This is a genomic window from Mesorhizobium sp. YC-39, assembly GCF_025753795.1.
In the GTDB taxonomy this organism is placed as follows: Bacteria; Pseudomonadota; Alphaproteobacteria; order Rhizobiales; family Rhizobiaceae; genus Mesorhizobium.
The window spans coordinates 918,145-936,066 of sequence record NZ_JAOWPS010000001.1; the positions used below are offsets into that span (position 1 = coordinate 918,145).

General features: G+C 62.8%; 14 protein-coding genes. 8 read left to right on the forward strand and 6 right to left on the reverse strand.

Annotated elements, in window-relative coordinates; genetic code table 11:
• Nucleotides 1-100: 100 nt before the first annotated feature.
• Nucleotides 101-1,474 carry an amidase gene (locus OHD62_RS04400; RefSeq protein ID WP_263781207.1) on the forward strand — a complete coding sequence of 458 codons (1,374 nt, stop codon included), beginning with the start codon at nt 101-103 and terminating at the stop codon, nt 1,472-1,474.
• 97 nt (nt 1,475-1,571) lie between these two features.
• Here OHD62_RS04400 and OHD62_RS04405 read toward each other — a convergent pair whose 3' ends face one another.
• Nucleotides 1,572-2,639, reverse strand: a complete 1,068-nt coding sequence (locus tag OHD62_RS04405; RefSeq protein ID WP_263781208.1) for an NAD(P)/FAD-dependent oxidoreductase — start codon at nt 2,637-2,639, stop codon at nt 1,572-1,574.
• A gap of 142 nt (nt 2,640-2,781) precedes the next feature.
• On the opposite strand from OHD62_RS04405, the gene OHD62_RS04410 reads away from it, so the two are divergent.
• On the forward strand, nt 2,782-4,374 hold the full coding sequence (locus OHD62_RS04410; RefSeq protein ID WP_263781209.1) for a peptide chain release factor 3: 1,593 nt from the start codon (nt 2,782-2,784) through the stop codon (nt 4,372-4,374).
• A gap of 45 nt (nt 4,375-4,419) precedes the next feature.
• Here OHD62_RS04410 and OHD62_RS04415 read toward each other — a convergent pair whose 3' ends face one another.
• Complete coding sequence (locus tag OHD62_RS04415) at nt 4,420-4,893, reverse strand: VOC family protein (protein ID WP_263781210.1); 474 nt, start codon at nt 4,891-4,893, stop codon at nt 4,420-4,422.
• A gap of 248 nt (nt 4,894-5,141) precedes the next feature.
• Between OHD62_RS04415 and ilvD the strand changes: the two genes are divergently transcribed.
• Entirely contained in the window at nt 5,142-6,986 is a 1,845-nt protein-coding gene (ilvD, locus tag OHD62_RS04420; RefSeq protein WP_263781212.1) for a dihydroxy-acid dehydratase, read from the forward strand.
• A 160-nt stretch (nt 6,987-7,146) separates the two neighbouring features.
• Here ilvD and OHD62_RS04425 read toward each other — a convergent pair whose 3' ends face one another.
• The gene (locus tag OHD62_RS04425) at nt 7,147-8,901 is read right to left on the reverse strand and encodes an ABC transporter ATP-binding protein (RefSeq protein WP_263781213.1); all 1,755 of its coding nucleotides are present in this window, start codon (nt 8,899-8,901) and stop codon (nt 7,147-7,149) included.
• Between the two features lie 176 nt (nt 8,902-9,077).
• Between OHD62_RS04425 and OHD62_RS04430 the strand changes: the two genes are divergently transcribed.
• The 4 genes from OHD62_RS04430 to OHD62_RS04445 all read left to right on the forward strand — a co-directional run bounded on the left by OHD62_RS04430 (nt 9,078) and on the right by OHD62_RS04445 (nt 12,566).
• Nucleotides 9,078-10,370: an amidohydrolase family protein gene (locus tag OHD62_RS04430; RefSeq protein WP_263781215.1), complete on the forward strand. Its 1,293-nt coding sequence runs from the start codon at nt 9,078-9,080 to the stop codon at nt 10,368-10,370.
• Between the two features lie 116 nt (nt 10,371-10,486).
• On the forward strand, nt 10,487-10,741 hold the full coding sequence (locus OHD62_RS04435; RefSeq protein WP_263781216.1) for a hypothetical protein: 255 nt from the start codon (nt 10,487-10,489) through the stop codon (nt 10,739-10,741).
• Between the two features lie 160 nt (nt 10,742-10,901).
• Nucleotides 10,902-11,825: a DMT family transporter gene (locus tag OHD62_RS04440; RefSeq protein ID WP_263781217.1), complete on the forward strand. Its 924-nt coding sequence runs from the start codon at nt 10,902-10,904 to the stop codon at nt 11,823-11,825.
• Between the two features lie 267 nt (nt 11,826-12,092).
• The gene (locus OHD62_RS04445; protein WP_263781220.1) at nt 12,093-12,566 is read left to right on the forward strand and encodes a DUF805 domain-containing protein; all 474 of its coding nucleotides are present in this window, start codon (nt 12,093-12,095) and stop codon (nt 12,564-12,566) included.
• Between the two features lie 112 nt (nt 12,567-12,678).
• Here the strand turns inward: OHD62_RS04445 and OHD62_RS04450 are convergent, their stop codons facing one another.
• Nucleotides 12,679-13,596 (reverse strand): phosphotransferase family protein, encoded by a 918-nt coding sequence (locus tag OHD62_RS04450; protein WP_263781222.1) that lies wholly within the window; start codon nt 13,594-13,596, stop codon nt 12,679-12,681.
• Between the two features lie 114 nt (nt 13,597-13,710).
• Between OHD62_RS04450 and OHD62_RS04455 the strand changes: the two genes are divergently transcribed.
• Nucleotides 13,711-14,343, forward strand: a complete 633-nt coding sequence (locus tag OHD62_RS04455; RefSeq protein WP_263781223.1) for a class I SAM-dependent DNA methyltransferase — start codon at nt 13,711-13,713, stop codon at nt 14,341-14,343.
• Between the two features lie 2 nt (nt 14,344-14,345).
• On the opposite strand, the gene OHD62_RS04460 is transcribed toward OHD62_RS04455, so the two are convergent.
• A complete protein-coding gene (locus OHD62_RS04460) occupies nt 14,346-16,799 on the reverse strand; it encodes a GcvT family protein (protein ID WP_263781224.1) in 2,454 nt (817 codons plus the stop codon).
• Entirely contained in the window at nt 16,796-17,683 is an 888-nt protein-coding gene (locus OHD62_RS04465; protein WP_263781225.1) for a phosphotransferase family protein, read from the reverse strand. Before OHD62_RS04465 ends, OHD62_RS04460 begins: the two co-directional genes overlap by 4 nt.
• Between the last annotated feature and the right edge of the window lie 239 nt (nt 17,684-17,922).

Here is a 17,922-nt window from a genome sequence, read left to right on the forward strand (position 1 = left end):
CCGATCAAGCGCCTCTGATTGCCGAATGCTGAACTGGCTTGAAGCCAGGCCGCAATCCTCCATTTGACAAGAGCACGGCCAGCAAGCCGGAGCATTCGTCATGAACCTCGTCTTTTCCTCCACCACAGAACTGGCGGCCGCGATCCGCGACCGCAAGATTTCCGCCGTGGAGGCGCTGGACGGGCATCTGGCCGAGATCGACAGGCATAACGAGGCGGTCAACGCCGTCGTCACGCTTGACCGGGTAGGAGCCCGCGAGCGCGCAAAACAGGCCGACTCGGCGGTGGCGCGCGGCGACATTCTCGGGCCGCTGCATGGCGTGCCCTTCACCCTGAAGGATATGCACGAAACGGCGGGTATGAGGACCACGGTCGGCTTTCCGCCATTCGCAGACTACGTGGCGAGAAAGGACAGCCCGGTGGTTGCGAGGCTGAAGGCGGCCGGTGGCGTTTTGTTCGGCAAGACCAATGTTGCGACGATGCTCTCCGACTGGCAGTCGGACAACCCTTTGTTTGGCCGAACCAGCAATCCGTGGGATTTGTCGCGGACAGCCGGCGGCTCCAGTGGCGGCGCGGCGGCGGCACTCTGCTCCGGAATGACGCCGTTCGAGGTCGGCACCGACATGCAGGATTCGATCCGTTTGCCGGCTGCTTTCTGTGGCGTATATGGTCTGAAGCCGACCGAGCACCGCATCTCGCTCGCCGGTGCTTTTCCCGATCCGGGCGGTGCGCCGCGCAGCGTGCGGCTGATGTCCTGTCTCGGCCCGCTGGCCCGCAACGTCGAGGATCTGGCGCTGATCTATGGGATCATCGCCGGGCCGGATGGCCACGACACCGATCTCGCGCCGGTGCTGGTAGAGGATATGCCGAAGCTTGATCTCAAGACCTTGCGCATCGTCTTTGCCCCCTCCTTTCCCGGACTTCCGGTGGCCAGCGAGATCAGTGCCGCCGTCGAAAATCTGGCAAGGCAGCTTCATCAGGCGGGCGCGAGCGTCGAGGAAGCAAGATTGCCGGAACTCGACGTGAACGACGATTTGGCCGAGGGCGGTGCGCTTATCGGTATGATGATGGAGGCCGCGCAGCCTGAGCCGCCCGAGCATCCGACCTCGGTCACGCGCTGGTTCGCGGCACTTGCCCGCCGCGACCGCTCGATCCTTGCCTGGGACCGGTTCTTCGAAAGCTGCGATGCCTTGCTGTGTCCCATCGCCATGACCACGGCATTCCCGCATTGCGCGCCGGGAACGCCGATCGAGGTCGACGGCAAGGAGCAAAGCTATTGGATGCTGCCGGCTTGTGGCGCGGTGTTCAATTACAGTGGCCACCCGGCGCTTGCGCTGCCGTGCGGGCAAGATCGCAACGGCCTGCCAATTGGCTTGCAACTCATTGGCAAACGCTGGTCGGAATCGTGGCTGCTCGCCATCGCCAAGGCGATGGCGCCGCTGACCGGCGGCTTTATCCGACCACCTGGTTATTAGAGCGCCGCGCGTTCAACTGGACGCGCAAAGGACGCTCTAACACTTTGAGTTGGCGCATGATCCTTTCCGGAAACCGAGGTTTCCGGGGGGTCATGCGCTAAGTGAAGCGTGACAATCCGTAGGGCGCCAACAGCGCATCGCGGTCGCCGTCGAGGATCTCCCGGGTGACGAACAGGCCGACGGCGGGCGCCAGCGTGATGCCGGAATGCATGACCGCGACATAGAGGCCGTCGACGCCCTCGGCGCGGCCGATGATCGGAAAGCCGTCGATCGGCGTCGGCCGGTAGCCGACAGTATGGAAATCCAGCTCCAATCCGTCGGCGCCCCGCAGCATGGCTTTCGTCGCCGCGAAGAGCTCGCGCGCCGTGGCTTCGGCATCCATGCCGGGATCGGCGCCGCCGAAATCCGAGCCGGCGATGATGCGGCCCTCCGCGGTCTGGCGCATATGCAGCCGCTCGGCCAGAACCAGGCCGTTCAGCAATTTTTCATAGGGGCGTGAATGGACGATCAGGCCTGGCGGTGTCTCGATCGGCAGTTTTACGCCCGCGGTCGCGGCGATGTCCGGCGACCCGACACCGGCCGCGATCACCACCTCCTCGGCGGCAATCAGCCCGGCGGACGTATCCACCCCGACAACGCTGCCGTCAGTCTGTGTCAACGCGGTAACAACCGTTCCGGCCAGGACGCGGGCGCCATGCCGCTCGGCATCGGCCAGCAGCGCTTCCGTGGCGGCAACAGGTTCGGCAACGCCTTCCCCAGGCACATAAAGGGCGAAATCCGGAAGCGCGGCCAGATTGGGCTCGATACGCGCCGCCCCCGCTCCGTCGACACGTTCGATCCCATAGCCCCAGGCGGAATGCTCCGTGGCATAGGTCTCGAGCTCGGCCTCCGGCAGATCCCAGCACAGGCCGCCGCACCAGGCGAGCGGCAGGCCCGGCAGGTCCTGCGCCAGCCGGGTCCATTCGGTCATGGCGCGGGTGCGCAGCCGGAAATACGTCTCGGGATTGCCCCAGCTGGCATTGATCCAGGCAAAGGAATTCGGCGTGGCGACACCGCCGGCGGCGCTGTCGGCAATGACCGTCACCTCCGCCCCGGCCCTTGTGAGATGCCAGGCGATGGAGGCGCCGATGATGCCGGCGCCGATGACGATGATTTGCTTGCTCATGCCTGACCTTTGCCGAACCGGATCTTCTGATGCCATTGCGACGATCCTATCTCAAGTGTGGGCAAGGCCTGTTCGGCCAAAACTGTTCGACAGGCCGCAAAAGCGCTGCTAGAAGCCCGCGCCACAGACAGGATTCCATAAATTGGCTGAAGACATCGAAAACGCGGTATCGCGCCGCCGTACTTTCGCGATCATCGCGCACCCCGACGCCGGCAAGACGACGCTGACCGAAAAGCTGCTTCTGTTCGGCGGCGCCATCCAGCTTGCCGGCGAGGTCAAGGCCAAGAAGGACCGCATCCAGACGCGGTCCGACTGGATGAAGATCGAGCGCGAACGCGGCATTTCGGTCGTCACCTCGGTGATGACCTTCGAATATGAGGACAATGTCTTCAACCTGCTCGATACGCCCGGCCACGAGGATTTCGCTGACGATACCTACCGCACGCTCTCGGCGGTCGACAGTGCTGTCATGGTCATCGACGCCGCCAAGGGCATCGAGCCGCGTACGCTGAAACTGTTCGAGGTCTGCCGGCTGCGCGACATCCCGATCATCACCTTCGTCAACAAGATGGACCGCGAAAGCCGCGACCCGTTCGAGATTTTGGACGAGATCGAGCAGAAGCTGGCGCTGGACACCGCACCCATCACCTGGCCGATCGGCCGCGGCAAGACCTTTGCCGGCACCTATCACCTGGCATTGAATGCCGTGCGCAAGGGCGACGCCGAGAAGGAGCGGACGCCGGTCAACGGCCCGGATTCCAACCGCGTTGCCGGTCTTTTGCCGGAAAACGAACGTGAGGCCTTTATCGAGGAACTGGAACTGGCGCGCGAAGCCTGCCGTCCGCTCGACATCGATTCCTTCCGCGAAGGCCATCTGACGCCGGTCTATTTCGGCTCGGCGCTGCGCAATTTTGGCGTGCGCGACCTGATCGAGGCGCTCGGCGCTTACGGTCCGCCGCCGCGCGCGCAGGAGGCTGACACCCGCAAGGTCGAGGCGACCGAGGACAAGATGACCTCCTTCGTGTTCAAGATCCAGGCCAACATGGATCCGAACCACCGCGACCGCATCGCCTTCGTGCGCGTCTGCTCGGGCAAGCTCGAGCGCGGCATGAAGGCCAGGCTGGTGCGCACCGGCAAGCCGATGAGCCTGTCGGCGCCGCAATTCTTCTTCGCCCGCACCCGCGTCACCGCTGATGAGGCCTTTGCCGGCGACGTCGTCGGCATCCCCAATCACGGCACGCTGCGCATCGGCGACACGCTGACCGAGGGCGAGGAGATACTGTTCCGCGGCGTGCCGAACTTCGCCCCGGAAATCCTGCGCCGCGTCCGCCTTGGCGATGCGATGAAGGCCAAGAAGCTCAAGGAAGCATTGCATCAGATGGCCGAGGAAGGCGTCGTGCAGCTGTTTTCGCCGGAGGACGGTTCGCCGGCAATCGTCGGTGTTGTCGGCGCGCTGCAGCTCGACGTTTTGAAGGAGCGACTCAACTTCGAATACACGCTGCCCGTCGATTTCGAAATGTCGCGCTTTTCCGTCTGCCGCTGGATCTCTGCCGATGACAAGGCCGAGGTCCAGCGCTTCATCGAGGCGCATCGCGGCGATATCGCCCGCGACCTCGACAACGACCCGGTATTCCTCGCCCAGCACGCCTTCTCGCTCAACTACGAGGCCGAGCGCTGGAAGGCGATCCGTTTTGCGGCGGTGAAGGATTATCAGGTCCGCGACAAGGCAGCATGAGCTGCGTCCCTTCCCCCTTGTGGGAGAAGGGACGAGCGCGTTCGATCACCCCCTGGCTGCCTCTTCGATCTTGGCGATGTCGATCTTGGTCATCTGCATCATCGCCTGCATGACACGGCCGGCCTTTTCCGTATCGGGGTCCAGCAGCAGCTTCGGCAACTGCTCGGGAACGACCTGCCAGGAAAGGCCGAATTTGTCCTTCAGCCAGCTGCACTGGCTGGGCTCGCCACCACCCTCGATGAGCCTGTCCCAGAAATGGTCGACTTCTTCCTGCGTCTTGCAGTTGATGGAGAGCGAGACTGCCTCGGTGAACTTGAATTGCGGCCCGCCATTGAGCGCCTGAAACTGAACGCCGTCGAGCTCGAATGAGACCACCAACACCTTTCCCTCATTATCACCGCTGCCCTTGGGCCAGCGCATCACGCTCAGCACCTTCGAATTCTTGAAGATGGAGATGTAGTGGTTCATGGCGTCCTCGGCCTGGTCGTCAAACCACAGGCAGGGGGTGATCTTTTGCATTTGCTTGCTCCTCGGGCTGTTTCAGTTGGCTATCACAGTGAAACGGCCTGGCTTGGCGTTTTGCCCTGCCGTTTGCTCAAGGACGGCCGGGCGGCCCGCAATCCGACAGTGTCATCAAATTTTCCTGGGAAAATCTGGCGCATTGCAAAATTGTGGCCAGACCAGGCTGCGGCGTCTATAACGCCTGCGATCCGAATTCAGCGCCGCCGCGCCATCCCTCGGCGCGGCCAGCCAGCTAAGGAAAGTTCATGCCCGCCTATCGTTCCCGCACCACCACCCATGGCCGCAACATGGCCGGCGCCCGCGGTCTGTGGCGCGCCACCGGCATGAAGGACAGCGATTTCGGCAAGCCGATCATCGCCGTGGTCAATTCCTTCACCCAGTTCGTGCCGGGCCACGTCCATCTCAAGGATCTTGGCCAGCTCGTCGCGCGCGAGATCGAAAAGGCCGGCGGCGTCGCCAAGGAATTCAACACCATCGCCGTCGATGACGGCATCGCCATGGGCCATGACGGCATGCTCTATTCGCTGCCGTCGCGCGAGCTGATCGCCGATTCGGTGGAATACATGGTCAATGCGCACTGCGCCGACGCCATGGTCTGCATCTCCAATTGCGACAAGATCACGCCCGGCATGCTGATGGCCTCGCTGCGCCTCAACATCCCGACCGTCTTCGTTTCCGGCGGGCCGATGGAAGCCGGCAAGGTCGTGCTCGCCGGCAAGACGCAGGCGCTCGATCTGGTCGACGCCATGGTTGCGGCCGCCGACGACAAGATTTCCGACGAAGACGTCAAGGTCATCGAGCGCTCGGCCTGCCCGACATGCGGCTCCTGCTCGGGCATGTTCACCGCCAATTCGATGAATTGCCTGACCGAGGCGCTGGGCCTGTCGCTGCCCGGCAACGGCTCGACGCTGGCGACCCACGCCGATCGCAAGCGCCTGTTCGTCGAGGCCGGCCATCTCGTTGTCGATCTCGCCCAGCGCTACTACGAGCAGGACGACGAGAGCGCGCTGCCGCGCAGCATCGCCTCCAAGGGCGCCTTCGAGAACGCCATGACGCTCGACATCGCCATGGGCGGCTCGACCAACACCGTGCTGCACATACTGGCTGCCGCGCATGAGGGCGAGGTCGACTTCACCATGGAGGACATCGACCGGCTGTCGCGGCGGGTTCCGGTGCTGTGCAAGGTGGCGCCGGCAAAATCCGACGTTCATATGGAAGACGTCCATCGCGCAGGCGGCATCATGGCGATCCTCGGCCAGCTCGACAGTGCCGGATTGATCAATCGCGACCTGCCGACCGTGCATACGGCAAGCCTCGGCGAGGCGCTCGATCATTGGGATATTTCGCGTACGACCAGCCAGAATGTCCGCGATTTCTTCCTTGCTGCACCCGGCGGCGTGCCGACACAGGTCGCCTTCAGCCAGGACCGCCGCTGGGACGAGCTCGATCTCGACCGTGAGAAAGGCGTCATCCGCTCGGCGGAAACGCCCTTCTCGAAAGACGGCGGTCTAGCCGTGCTGAAAGGCAATCTGGCGCTCGACGGCTGTATCGTGAAGACCGCTGGCGTCGATGAGTCGATCCTGAAATTCACCGGCCCGGCGCGTGTGTTCGAAAGCCAGGACGCCAGCGTCAAGGCGATCCTGTCGAACGAGATCAAGGCCGGAGATGTCGTCGTCATCCGCTATGAGGGACCGCGCGGCGGCCCGGGCATGCAGGAAATGCTCTACCCGACCAGCTATTTGAAGTCGAAGGGCCTGGGCAAAGCCTGCGCGCTGGTCACCGATGGTCGCTTCTCCGGCGGCACGTCCGGCCTGTCGATCGGCCACGTATCGCCGGAAGCGGCGGAAGGCGGACTGATTGGACTGGTCAGGGAAGGCGACACGATCGAGATCGACATTCCAAATCGTACCATCCGTCTTGCGGTCAGCGACGCGGAGCTGGCCGCCCGCCGCGCCGTGATGGAAGCCAGGGGAACCGCTGGCTGGAAGCCCGAGGAAAAGCGCAAGCGCAAGGTGACGACCGCCTTGCGCGCCTATGCTGCTTTCGCCACCAGCGCCGACAAGGGCGCCGTGCGGCGCGTGCCGGAGTGAGGTTCGCGCCGAGCCCCCTCATCCGGCCGCTTCGCGGTCACCTTCTCCCCGCTGGGGAGAAGAGGCTGGCGCCGACGTTGACAATCTCTTCTCCCCTCGGGGAGAAGGTGGCCCGAAGGGCCGGATGAGGGGGGCTCGGCTCCCACATCCGACACGACCCTCAAGGCATCAGCTGATATTCATAAAGCTTCTGATAAAGCCCGCCCTGCTTGAGCAGGGTTTTGTGCGGGCCGCTTTCCACCACCTTGCCGGCCTCCAGAACCACGATTGTGTCGGCCTGGTGCACGGTCGACAGCCGGTGCGCGATGACGATCGTCGTGCGCCCGACCGTCAGCTGCTGCAGCGCGTCGCGGAACAGTGCCTCGGATTCGGCGTCGAGCGCGCTGGTCGCCTCGTCGAGCAGCAGGATCTCCGCATTGCGCAGCATGGCGCGCGCGATCGAGATGCGCTGGCGCTGGCCGCCTGAAAGCAGCGCGCCGTTCTCGCCCACATCCGTCTCATAGCCTTTGGCCAAGGCGGTTATAAAGTCATGCGCATTCGCGGCCCTGGCAGCGGCGATCACCTCGTCGTCGGTGGCGTCCTGACGCCCAAGCCTGATGTTGTGCATGATCGTGCCGGCAAACAGGAACGTGTCCTGGCTGACATAGGCGATCTTTTCCCTGACCGAGGCGAGCGTGGCGTAGGAGATGTCCTGGCTGTCGAACAGCACCTTGCCGCTCTGCGGGTCGTACATGCGCATGATCAGGTTGAGGATGGTCGACTTGCCGCCGCCCGATGGCCCGACCAGCGCCGTCATCTTGCCGGCCGCCAGCGTCAGGTCGAGCCCATCGAACACCGCCGGGCTTTCCGGATAGGCAAAGCTGACATTGTCGAAACGGATTTCGCCCGGCCCCGGCCGCAGCGGCTTGGCGTCCGGCTTTTCGGCCAGCGTCAGCGGCCGGTCGGCGAGCTGGAACATCATGCGCACGCCGACGATGCCGGTTTCCAGCGAGATGCGCACGCGGGCCAGGCGCTTGGCTGGTTCATAGGCAAGCAGCAGCGCCGCGATGAAGGCCATGATGTTGCCCGGCATCTGGCCGCCCTGCAGGATCAGAAGGCCGCTGACCAGAATGGCGCCGGCGATCGCCAGTCCGGCAAGCGTTTCCATCACCGGGCTGGTGGCAGCCTCCAGCGTAGCAATGTTGTTGGCGCGGTTCTCGACATCGGACACCGCCTTGTACATGCGCTTGCGCATCGCGCCTTCGAGACCGAAGGATTTGACGACACGCACGCCGATTGCCGTTTCCTGCATCACCTGCACGATCTGGCCGAGCGAGCGGAATTCCTGCGCGGCGATCTTGCGGACGCGCTTCAGGATGCGGTTGACCCCGTAAATGGCTATAGGCCCGATGACAAAGCAGATCAGGGACAGCGCCGGCTGCTGCCAGACCATCACCCCCACCAGGACAAGCAAGGTCAACAGGTCGCGCACATAAGATGTGACGACGAGGTCAAGGACGCTGCGTGCGGCCTGCGCGTTGTTGGTCATACGTGTGATCAGGTCGGACGACGAGGTCGAATGATAGAACTCGATGCCTTGCTCCAGGATACGGTCGTAGATCTTGCGTTGCCGTTCGGCGATGATACTGTTGCCGACCCGGCTCATGAAATAGGCCTGGACGAAATTGGCGATGCCCTTGGCGACGAAGATCGCGGCCACCGCCGCAGCGATCCAGTTGACGCGCTCGACTCTCTTGTAGATCACGAACTCATTGGTGATTTCGCGTAGGATCCAGGCGCTGGCACCCGTCATTGCGGCCACCACCAGCATCGACAGGATGGCGGCGCCGTATCCAAACTTGTGCTCGTGGAAGGATTCCCTCACCAGCCTTGCGATAAGGCGCTGGTTTTCCGTCGAACGGAAGAAGCGAAACAAATGGCTGATCCCATGCCTGGCTGAGACGAATTTCGGATTCGCCACGGGGGCGAAAGGCGGCTTATAGAGCGAGTTGCGTCCGGATGGAACCTTCTACCCCTGTTGAAACAAACGGCTGCGGCAAGCTGTCTTTTGCGCCACGATGGCACGGTGATTCCTAGAGAGGATGACGACAGATGGATTTCGACCTTATCGTCCGAGGCGGCACGCTGCCCGACGGCACGATTGCCGACATTGGCATCATCGGCGAGACGATCGCGGCGATCGAGCCCGAACTGAACGTCACAGCGGGCACGGCGGTCGATGCCCGTGGCAATCTGGTCTCGCCGCCCTTCGTCGATCCGCATTTCCATATGGACGCCACGCTCTCCTACGGCATCCCACGCATCAATGCGTCGGGCACGCTGCTGGAGGGCATTTCGCTGTGGGGCGAGTTGAAGCCGCTGTTGACGCATGAGGCGGTGCGCGATCGCGCGCTCGCCTATTGCGATTGGGCTGTCGCCATGGGCCTGCTCGCCATCCGCACCCATGTCGATATCTGCGACGACAGGCTGCTGGCGGTCGAAGCCCTGCTCGACGTGAGGAAGACAGTCGCACCCTATATCGACCTGCAACTGGTCGCCTTTCCGCAGGACGGATTCTACCGCTCGCCGACGGCGCACGACAACACCATCCGCGCGCTCGACCTGGGCGTCGACATCGTCGGCGGCATTCCACATTTCGAGCGCACCATGGCCGACGGCACGCGTTCCGTGACGGAACTATGCGAAATCGCGGCAAAGCGCGGGCTGATGGTCGACCTGCATTGCGACGAGACCGATGATCCGCTGTCGCGCCATATCGAACAGCTGGCCTATGAGACGCAGCGCCTCGGCTTGCGGGGCAGGGTTGCCGGCTCGCACCTCACCTCCATGCATTCGATGGACAATTACTACGTCTCCAAGCTGTTGCCGATGATTGCCGAGGCCGGCGTCTCGGCGATCCCCAATCCGCTGATCAACATCATGCTGCAGGGCCGTCACGACACCTTCCCCAAGCGCCGCGGCCTGACCCGCGTCAAGGAAATGCTGGCCATGGGCATCCGCGTCGGTTGGGGTCAGGATTGCGTGCTCGATCCCTGGTACTCGCTCGGCACCGCCGACATGCTCGACGTCGCCTTCATGGGCCTGCACGTCGCCCAGATGTCGAGCCCGGCCGACATGGCGCGCTGCTTCGACATGGTCACCAATGTCAACGCCGCCATCATGGGTCTGGACCATCTCGGTCTCGCCGTCGGCAAGCGCGCCAGCCTCGTCGTCCTCGATGCCGGCAATCCGGTCGAGGCCATACGCTTGCGCCCCGAGCGCCTCTGCGTCATCGCCAGGGGCAAGGTGGTTGCGGAGCGGACGAAGCAGGAGACGCGGCTGTCGATCGCCGGCAGGCCGGCGCAGGTGAATCGCCGGCACAAGGTGGCCGGTTTTTTATCATAGGCGAGCCGGCTTGTTAGGCCCAACAGGCCGGCCTCTCTGCATCAAGGCTCCCCGCTTCGCTTGGCCACAATTAAGTCTACAATAAATCTCCACTTTAGTCCGAGGAGGATAATGCGATGTGGCAAAGGACTGTGACGGTGGCCGCGCTGGCGGTGCTCTGCGCGGGCTGCATGACGGCGGAGGATCGTCGCGCCGCCGATGAGGCGAAATGCCGGTCCTACGGCTTCACCAAGAAGAACGACGCTTTCGCCGAATGCCTGCAGCGCATCGATCTCGATCGGCGCGCGGAGCTGCGAAGCGCCTCGGCTTTCGACCCCTGGGACAGGCCGGTGATCTATCGCCCGGTCATCATCCGGCCGCGGCCGAAGTAGGGCGAACCCGGTCCAGCTCGAGAAGCGGCCATTCAAGCCGATCTGCGCCATAGGCCCAGCCGATTTCCGGCTCTGGTCCGGCCGGGTTTCCCGATTTCCGCTCGTCAAGCCGGCTGCTTGCGTCTACGAGGCGATACATGCGGGAGGAACCGAAAACGGCATGGCACAGCCGATAGCCCAGAATTCGACGATCAGGAACGTGCTTTTGGCTGGCATTCTGCTGATGCTGGCCGGCGATTTCCTGTTTGCGTTGAACGATGCGATGGGCAAATGGCTGGTCGCCAGCTTTTCCGTTGGCCAGGTCGTGCTGATCCGCTCGCTCGGCGCCTTTTTCGTGCTCGGCCCGATGATCGCGCATCAGGGCACCAGCAAGCTGTTTCGCGTCGAGCGCATCGAATTGCAGGTTTTGCGAGTCGTCATGACGACGCTCGACACCGCGCTGTTCTACGCCGCCGTCGTCTATCTGCCGCTCGCCGACGTCATGAGCTTCTACATGGCCGGGCCGATCTATGTCGCGGCATTGTCCCATCTTCTGCTCGGTGAAAAGGTTGGCTGGCGCCGCTGGATGGCGATCCTGGTCGGCTTCTGCGGCGTGCTGATCATGCTGAAACCATCGTCGGCTGCTTTTTCACTGTCGTCGATCTTTGCGCTGGTCGGGAGTATTTCCTTTGCCTTCGCCATCATCCTCAACCGCCGGCTGCGTGGCACTAGCGACACCTCGCTCGTCACCTGGCAGACCATCGGCACGCTGCTGGTCGGCGCGGTGCTGACCATTGGCAACTGGCAGACGCCATCCGCGCTCGATTTCGGCGCCATGCTGCTGCTCGGCATTGTCTCCTGCGGCGCGCATCTGATGATCACCAGGGCGCTGAAGCTGGCGCCGGCCTCGACGCTGGCGCCGCTGCACTATACGCTGCTCTTGTGGGCTGTGGTCTTCGGGCTGGTGTTCTTCGGCGACGTTCCCAGCCCACGCATCCTGATCGGCTCAGGCGTCATCGTGCTGGCCGGTCTGTTCATCTTCCATCGCCAGAAGGTGGTCGACACCGTGGTGCCGCCCGAGAACGTGCCAAAGGGCGTGAACTAAAGCAATTCCAGGACGGTGTGAAACGGCTTTCCGTCCACGGTTGCATCAAAACAAAGCATAGAACGCGTCACATGGTGCCGTTTCGAAGCGGCGCGTTTTAGCGGCGCCTGATTATCGCTCTGAATAGCAGGAGAGTTTGGTCAAAAAGTCCGATGTTTACATCGATATTTTGCGGTGTAAGTTGCCTGCCGGGCGCAATCCGGAATTGATTCTTGGCAGGGTAAGCAAGATCAATATTTCCGCGAAAACTGCGGTAGAGGGGGAATGATGGGTAGTTTTTCTATATGGCATTGGCTGATAGTTTTGGTCCTTATCGGCTTGCCATTGGTGTTCGTTTTAAGAGCACCACCAGTTGGCAGCAATCGTTTCGGGGACATACCGCATCCGATGAATTTTACTGAAGCTATTTCAAGCTTTTTCGGAAATTATGTGACTTTTACGGGCAGAGCCAGCCGCTCGGAGTTCTGGTATTCCTACCTCTTCATTTTCATTGTCTCTGTCGTTGCGATAATAGCTGATGCTGTTGTGAATAATGAAATTATCTCATCCCTTTGGAATCTTGCCGTCCTTCTGCCGACACTTGCCATGACCACTCGTCGGCTGCATGACATCAACAGAAGCGGTTGGCATCAGCTCCTTGCGGGATTATTCCCCATCGGCACCATCGCGCTGATCGTCTGGTACTGCAAAAAGTCTGACGTTACAGTGACAATGAGTGAAATAGAGAGGGTTTTCAACTAGAGGCGGACGTCCAGCGCTTTGCTCCAAATCATGTCGCCTGCCCCGCTCAATCGCAATGCGCTTTTAGAGCATTCAAGCTTTTTACTGGATCGCTGGAACTCTGGAACCGCTCTCATGTGGAATTGCTGTAACCCGTTCGCACTGCCGCCAGGTGCCTTGAAAACTCCGGCGTTTCCATCAAGGCCTTGCAGCGTGCGAACCGCCCGTCGGCATAGGCGCGGAAATCGTCGACCGGATTGTTGTTGGCAAGCTGGATCAGTCCCCACAGCGTCCACAGGAGGTCGCACATCGCCTTGTAGACGACGACACGGCCGCGCTCGGCCGGCGAAGGCTCGCCGCCGAAATAGGCGCGCATCATCTCTTCATCCTGCGCTGCGTCGAACTGTCCTTCGACACTCAGGTCGCCAAGATCCCAGAGCGGATCGTTCATGCCGGAATACTCCCAGTCGACGATCCACATCCGCTCGCCCGTATCGAGAAAGTTCTCGCACAGCGGATCGCAATGGCAGGCGGTGAGCGGCGCAGGATGCTTGGCCAGCGCCTCGCGCACCGTCCCCGCCTCGCGCACCACGTCGTGGTAACCCTCCGGCAGGGTGACGTCCTTGGTCGACAGCACTTTCAGATAGTCGTCGATCATCGCGAAGAGCTCGAAGCGGAAAGGAAACATCGCACCCGACGTATGCAGCTTGCGGAAGGCCTCGCCGGCGCGCGCCGGGCTGCCCGGCCGGATCTTGAACTTTTCCGGCGACATCGTCTCCGCGCCGGCGATGAAGCGCGTCACCATCACGCCCGTCTTGCCGTCGACATGCAGCACATCGGGGCTTACACCGGCCTTAGCGGCTTCCTGCGCCGCCATCGCCTCATTGGCGCGGTTGATATACTCCTCGGTGCCCTTGCCGGGGATGCGCAGGCAGACATCTCCGGCCTTGAAGACGAGATTGGTGAGGCCGCCGAGGCGTTCCAGCGGCCCGTCATAGCCGGCCAGCACTGGAATGGTCGCAAGCCTCGCGCGTGCCTCGTCAATCACCATCGCTACGCCCCTCTTTTCACATCGTTATTTTCTCGCGGCGACGGTTCCACAATTTTCGCCATTTGGCTATCATTCGGATGGTGTAAGAGCCCACGAGTCGGCGGACGGGACTGAATGACGGACAAGAAAAACAAAGGCGCGCTCGCCGCTGCCTACGCGGCGAAGCGGCCCGAGGATGTGGCGGCCCTCTATGACAGCTGGTCCGACACTTACGATGCCGACATGTCGGCGGCCGGTTATCGCCATCCGACCATCTGCCTTGCCCTGCTGGCCCGCCATCTGCCGCGCGGCGCGGCACCGCTCCTCGATGCCGGGGCCGGCACCGGCCTCATCGGCGAATGGCTTGCCATTACGGGCTATCCGGATGTCCAGGCACTCGACATCTCTGCCGGCATGCTGGCCCAGGCCACGCGCAAGGGCGTCTATTCGGCGCTGCACTGCCTGGCGCTCGGCGGGGCGCTGCCTTTCGCCGACGGTGCCTATGCCGGGATCGTGTCAGCCGGCGTTTTCACCTCGGGCCATGTCGGCGTGGAGGGGCTGGACGAACTGATCCGCATCTGCCGGCCGGGCGGTGTCATCGTGCTGACCGTCAAGAACACGCTGTGGAATGCAGGATTTGCCGGGCGGATCACCGAGCTGGAGGCGAATGGCGTCGTAACACGCGCCGAGGAAACGCCGCCCTATGTCTCGATGCCGGGTGAGACGGATACCGTGCCCAGCCGTGGCCTCGTTCTGCGCGTGAGCTGAATCTAGGCTTTGATCCTGTCTCCGGCCGGATCATACATCGGCTCGAGATGTATCCGTGCCGGTGTCCGTTCCATCGCCACCACCAGCTCGTAGTCGCCTGAGGCGAGGAAATCGTCACTGACGCCATTGGCATTGCGGACATAGCCATAGCCGATGTTCTTGCCGACCGTGTAGCCAAAGCCGCCGCTGGTGAGATAACCAACCGGCTCGCCATTGCGCAGGATAGTCTCGCGCCCGAGCAGCACGGTTTTCGGGTCGTCGACCGTGAAGCCGGCAAAGCGTTTTTTCAGCGTCGCGCCATTGATTTTTTCAAGCGCCCGCCGGCCGACAAAATCCGTGTTCTTTCTGAGCTTCACCGCCCAGCCAAGGCCCGCTTCCTCGGGCGTGTCGTTGGGTGTGATATCGGCGCCCCAGGCCCGGTAGCCCTTTTCCAGCCGCAGCGATTCCAGCGCCCGGTAGCCGACCGGGCGGATATCGTGCCTTTTGCCAGCCGCCATCAGCGCATCGAAGACCTCGCCCGCCGCCGCGATCGGCACATGCAGCTCCCAGCCGAGTTCGCCGACATAGGTGACGCGCAGAGCCCGGACTGTGCGGCCGGCAACAGTAATCTCGCGCGCATGGCCGAACGGGAAGCCAGCGTTTGACACATCCGCCTCGGTCACCGCAGCCAGCACCTCGCGGGCGCGCGGCCCCATCAGCGACAGCGTGCCGAAATCCTCGGTGACATCGGTCAGCGTGACGTCGAGCTCCTTGCCGACATGGTCGCCGATCCAGGAGAAATCATGCGTGCGGAAACCTGTGCCGGTGACGATGTAGAATTTCTCCTCGCCGAGTCGCGCCACCGTCAGATCGGCCTCGATGCCGCCGCGCGTGTTGAGAAGCTGCGTGTAGGTCAGCCTGCCGACCGGCTTGGCGACGTCGTTGGCGCAGATCCAGTCCAGCGCCTTCTGCGCATCCGCGCCGGACATCTCGTATTTGGCGAAGGACGACTGGTCGAAGATGCCGACGTTTTCGCGCACATGCCGGTGCTCGTCGCCGACGGCTGAAAACCAGTTCTGCCGGCCCATCGAATAGACGTCCTCAGGTTCGACGCCTTCGGGCGCGAACCAGTTCGGCCGCTCCCAGCCTAGTTTCGAGCCAAACACCGCGCGGTGCTCTTGCAGCCGCGCATAGAGTGGCGAGACGATGCGCGGCCGGCCTGAAAGATATTCCTCATGCGGAAAGCCGATCGTATAGTGCTTGCCATAGGCTTCCAGCGTGCGGTCGCGGACCCATTGCCGGTCGCGGTGCAGGCTCGAAAAACGCCTGATGTCGACCACCCACAGATCGAGCGGCGCCTCGCCGTCAACCACCCATTGCGCCAGCACCCAGCCGGCGCCGCCGCCGGATGCGATGCCGAAGGCGTTGAACCCGGCGCCGACGAACATGTTGGCGCATTCGGGCGCGACGCCGAGGATGAAATTGCCGTCCGGCGTGAAGCTCTCAGGTCCATTGATCATCTGCTTGACGCCGGCGCTTTCCAGCGCCGGAATCCGCGCGATCGCCTGGTTCATGTGCTGCTCGAAATGATCGTAATCGTCGTCGAACAGCCGGAACTCCCAGTCATCGGGCACGTCGCCGCCGGGCAGGTCGGTCGTCCAGGGTTGCGGGTTGGGCTCATAGCCGCCCATCACCAGCCCGCCGATCTCCTCCTTGAAATAGGTGCGGCGGTCCGGATCGCGGATGGTCGGCGCATCGGTCGCCAATCCGTCGATCTTTTCGGTGATGATGTACTGGTGCTTGACCGGCTGCAGGGGCACGTTGATGCCGGCCAGCGCGCCCACCTGCCGCGCCCATTGCCCGGCGCAGTTCACCACCTTGTCGCAGGCGATGTCGCCCTTGGCTGTCTTCACCGCGGTGATGCGGCCATCCTTCATCTCGAAGCCGGCGACGCGGACGTCCTCGAACAGTCTGGCGCCATGCATACGCGCACCCTTGGCCAGCGACTGGGTGATGTCGGAAGGGCTCGCCTGCCCGTCGGTCGGCAACCAGGAGGCGCCGACGAGATCGCCGGTTTCCAGGAGCGGCCACATCGTCTTGACCTCGGCCGGCGATAACAATTGCATGTCCATGCCGAAGCTTTTCGCCGTCGTCGCCAGCCTCTTATATTCGGTCCAGCGGTCGGCATTGGTCGCCAGCCTGAGACACCCGGTCATCTTCCAGCCGGTGGCGAGTCCTGTTTCGGCCTCCAGCCCCTTGTAGAGATCGACCGAATATTTGAGCACGCGCGTGATCGAGGCCGACGAGCGCAACTGGCCGACCAGCCCGGCGGCGTGCCAGGTCGAGCCGGAGGTCAGCTTGCCCTGCTCCAGGAGCACGACATCGGCCTTGTGGTCGCGCGCCAGATGATAGGCCGTCGAACAGCCGATAATGCCGCCGCCGATGACGACGACCTCGGCATGGCTGGGCAAGGTCATGAAGTCTGCATCCCGTATTTTGTTCTGTAGTTCTCCAGCGCGGCGTCCAGCCGCGTCAGGTTTTCGTCGGTATAGGCGACGTAGTCGATGCCGGGCGCATCGAGATAAAGTTCGGAGACCATGCTCCACATCGCCTCGCGCAGCAGCGACGCGCATTGCATGGCCGCGTGCGAACGGCGGATCGCCTCGTCCGGCTCCTTCATGAAATAGGCGGTGAGGAAGGCGAAGGATTCCTCGTCGCTCATGCTGGCATTGGAGGCGACGCCGGCAAGGTCGAACATCGCCGTGTTGAAGCCGGCATATTCGAAATCGATCAGCCACAATTTGTGGCCATCGTCGAGGATATTAGCTGGCAAAAGATCATTATGGCCGAAGACGATCGGCAGCAGTTTCTGCGCCCGTTCGAGTTCGTCCGCCAAGGTCAGAAAGCGCGGCAGGTCGTTCAGCTTGCGGCTGCCGCCTTCCTCCAGCGTGCGTGCATAGTCGCGGATGACGTGAAACACCCAGAACATGAAGCCGGCGCCCGAGACATGGTTTGGCATTTCACGGTGGAAGCCGCGCATCAGGGCGGCGACGCGGCCGATATTGGCCCGCACATCTTCGGCGACAAAGGTCTTGGCGCCGAGATATTCCGTCACCAGGATGCCGGGTTCGGAATGGCGGACCGCCGGAGCGAAGCCGGCGGCCTGCGCCGCGCGCGCCGTCATCACCTCGCGTTCGCGAAAGACGTGGTGGAATGGAAAGTCCTGGCCGAAGCGCACGACATGCCGCCCGGCCGAGTCCTTGACCAGATAGTTGGCATTGCTCAAGCCACCCGGCAGCGGCGCGATCTCGATCATGCCGGTCCAGCAGGGCAGGGCGCGGATGCGGTCTTCGGCAGTCAAGGATTCATCCCTTGTTTGGCGGAGGTTCAAAAAGGCGACGGCTGACCCGAAGATGGCAGCCTGCGGTAGGGGGCAATGTGAAAATCTCGTCGGTGCGGGATGCCAGGATTGGTATCCCGCACCGCACCGACGAGCCCCTGTGCCGGGTTCTTCGACGCCGGCGTCCGCCCCCGCGGATTCCCAAAACTCCATTTCCCCTGTGCCGGGCGCTTTGCAGGCGTTCGGAAAGGCGAATTTTT

Excerpts from the sequence above, each read along its gene's own strand:
- OHD62_RS04400 (WP_263781207.1), top strand. The coding sequence starts at position 101 with ATGAACCTCGTCTTTTCCTCCACCACAGAACTGGCGGCCGCGATCCGC.
- OHD62_RS04405 (WP_263781208.1), bottom strand. The coding sequence starts at position 2,639 with ATGAGCAAGCAAATCATCGTCATCGGCGCCGGCATCATCGGCGCCTCC.
- OHD62_RS04415 (WP_263781210.1), bottom strand. The coding sequence starts at position 4,893 with ATGCAAAAGATCACCCCCTGCCTGTGGTTTGACGACCAGGCCGAGGAC.
- ilvD (WP_263781212.1), top strand. The coding sequence starts at position 5,142 with ATGCCCGCCTATCGTTCCCGCACCACCACCCATGGCCGCAACATGGCC.
- OHD62_RS04430 (WP_263781215.1), top strand. The coding sequence starts at position 9,078 with ATGGATTTCGACCTTATCGTCCGAGGCGGCACGCTGCCCGACGGCACG.
- OHD62_RS04435 (WP_263781216.1), top strand. The coding sequence starts at position 10,487 with ATGTGGCAAAGGACTGTGACGGTGGCCGCGCTGGCGGTGCTCTGCGCG.
- OHD62_RS04440 (WP_263781217.1), top strand. The coding sequence starts at position 10,902 with ATGGCACAGCCGATAGCCCAGAATTCGACGATCAGGAACGTGCTTTTG.
- OHD62_RS04445 (WP_263781220.1), top strand. The coding sequence starts at position 12,093 with ATGGGTAGTTTTTCTATATGGCATTGGCTGATAGTTTTGGTCCTTATC.
- OHD62_RS04450 (WP_263781222.1), bottom strand. The coding sequence starts at position 13,596 with ATGGTGATTGACGAGGCACGCGCGAGGCTTGCGACCATTCCAGTGCTG.
- OHD62_RS04455 (WP_263781223.1), top strand. The coding sequence starts at position 13,711 with ATGACGGACAAGAAAAACAAAGGCGCGCTCGCCGCTGCCTACGCGGCG.
- OHD62_RS04460 (WP_263781224.1), bottom strand. The coding sequence starts at position 16,799 with ATGACCTTGCCCAGCCATGCCGAGGTCGTCGTCATCGGCGGCGGCATT.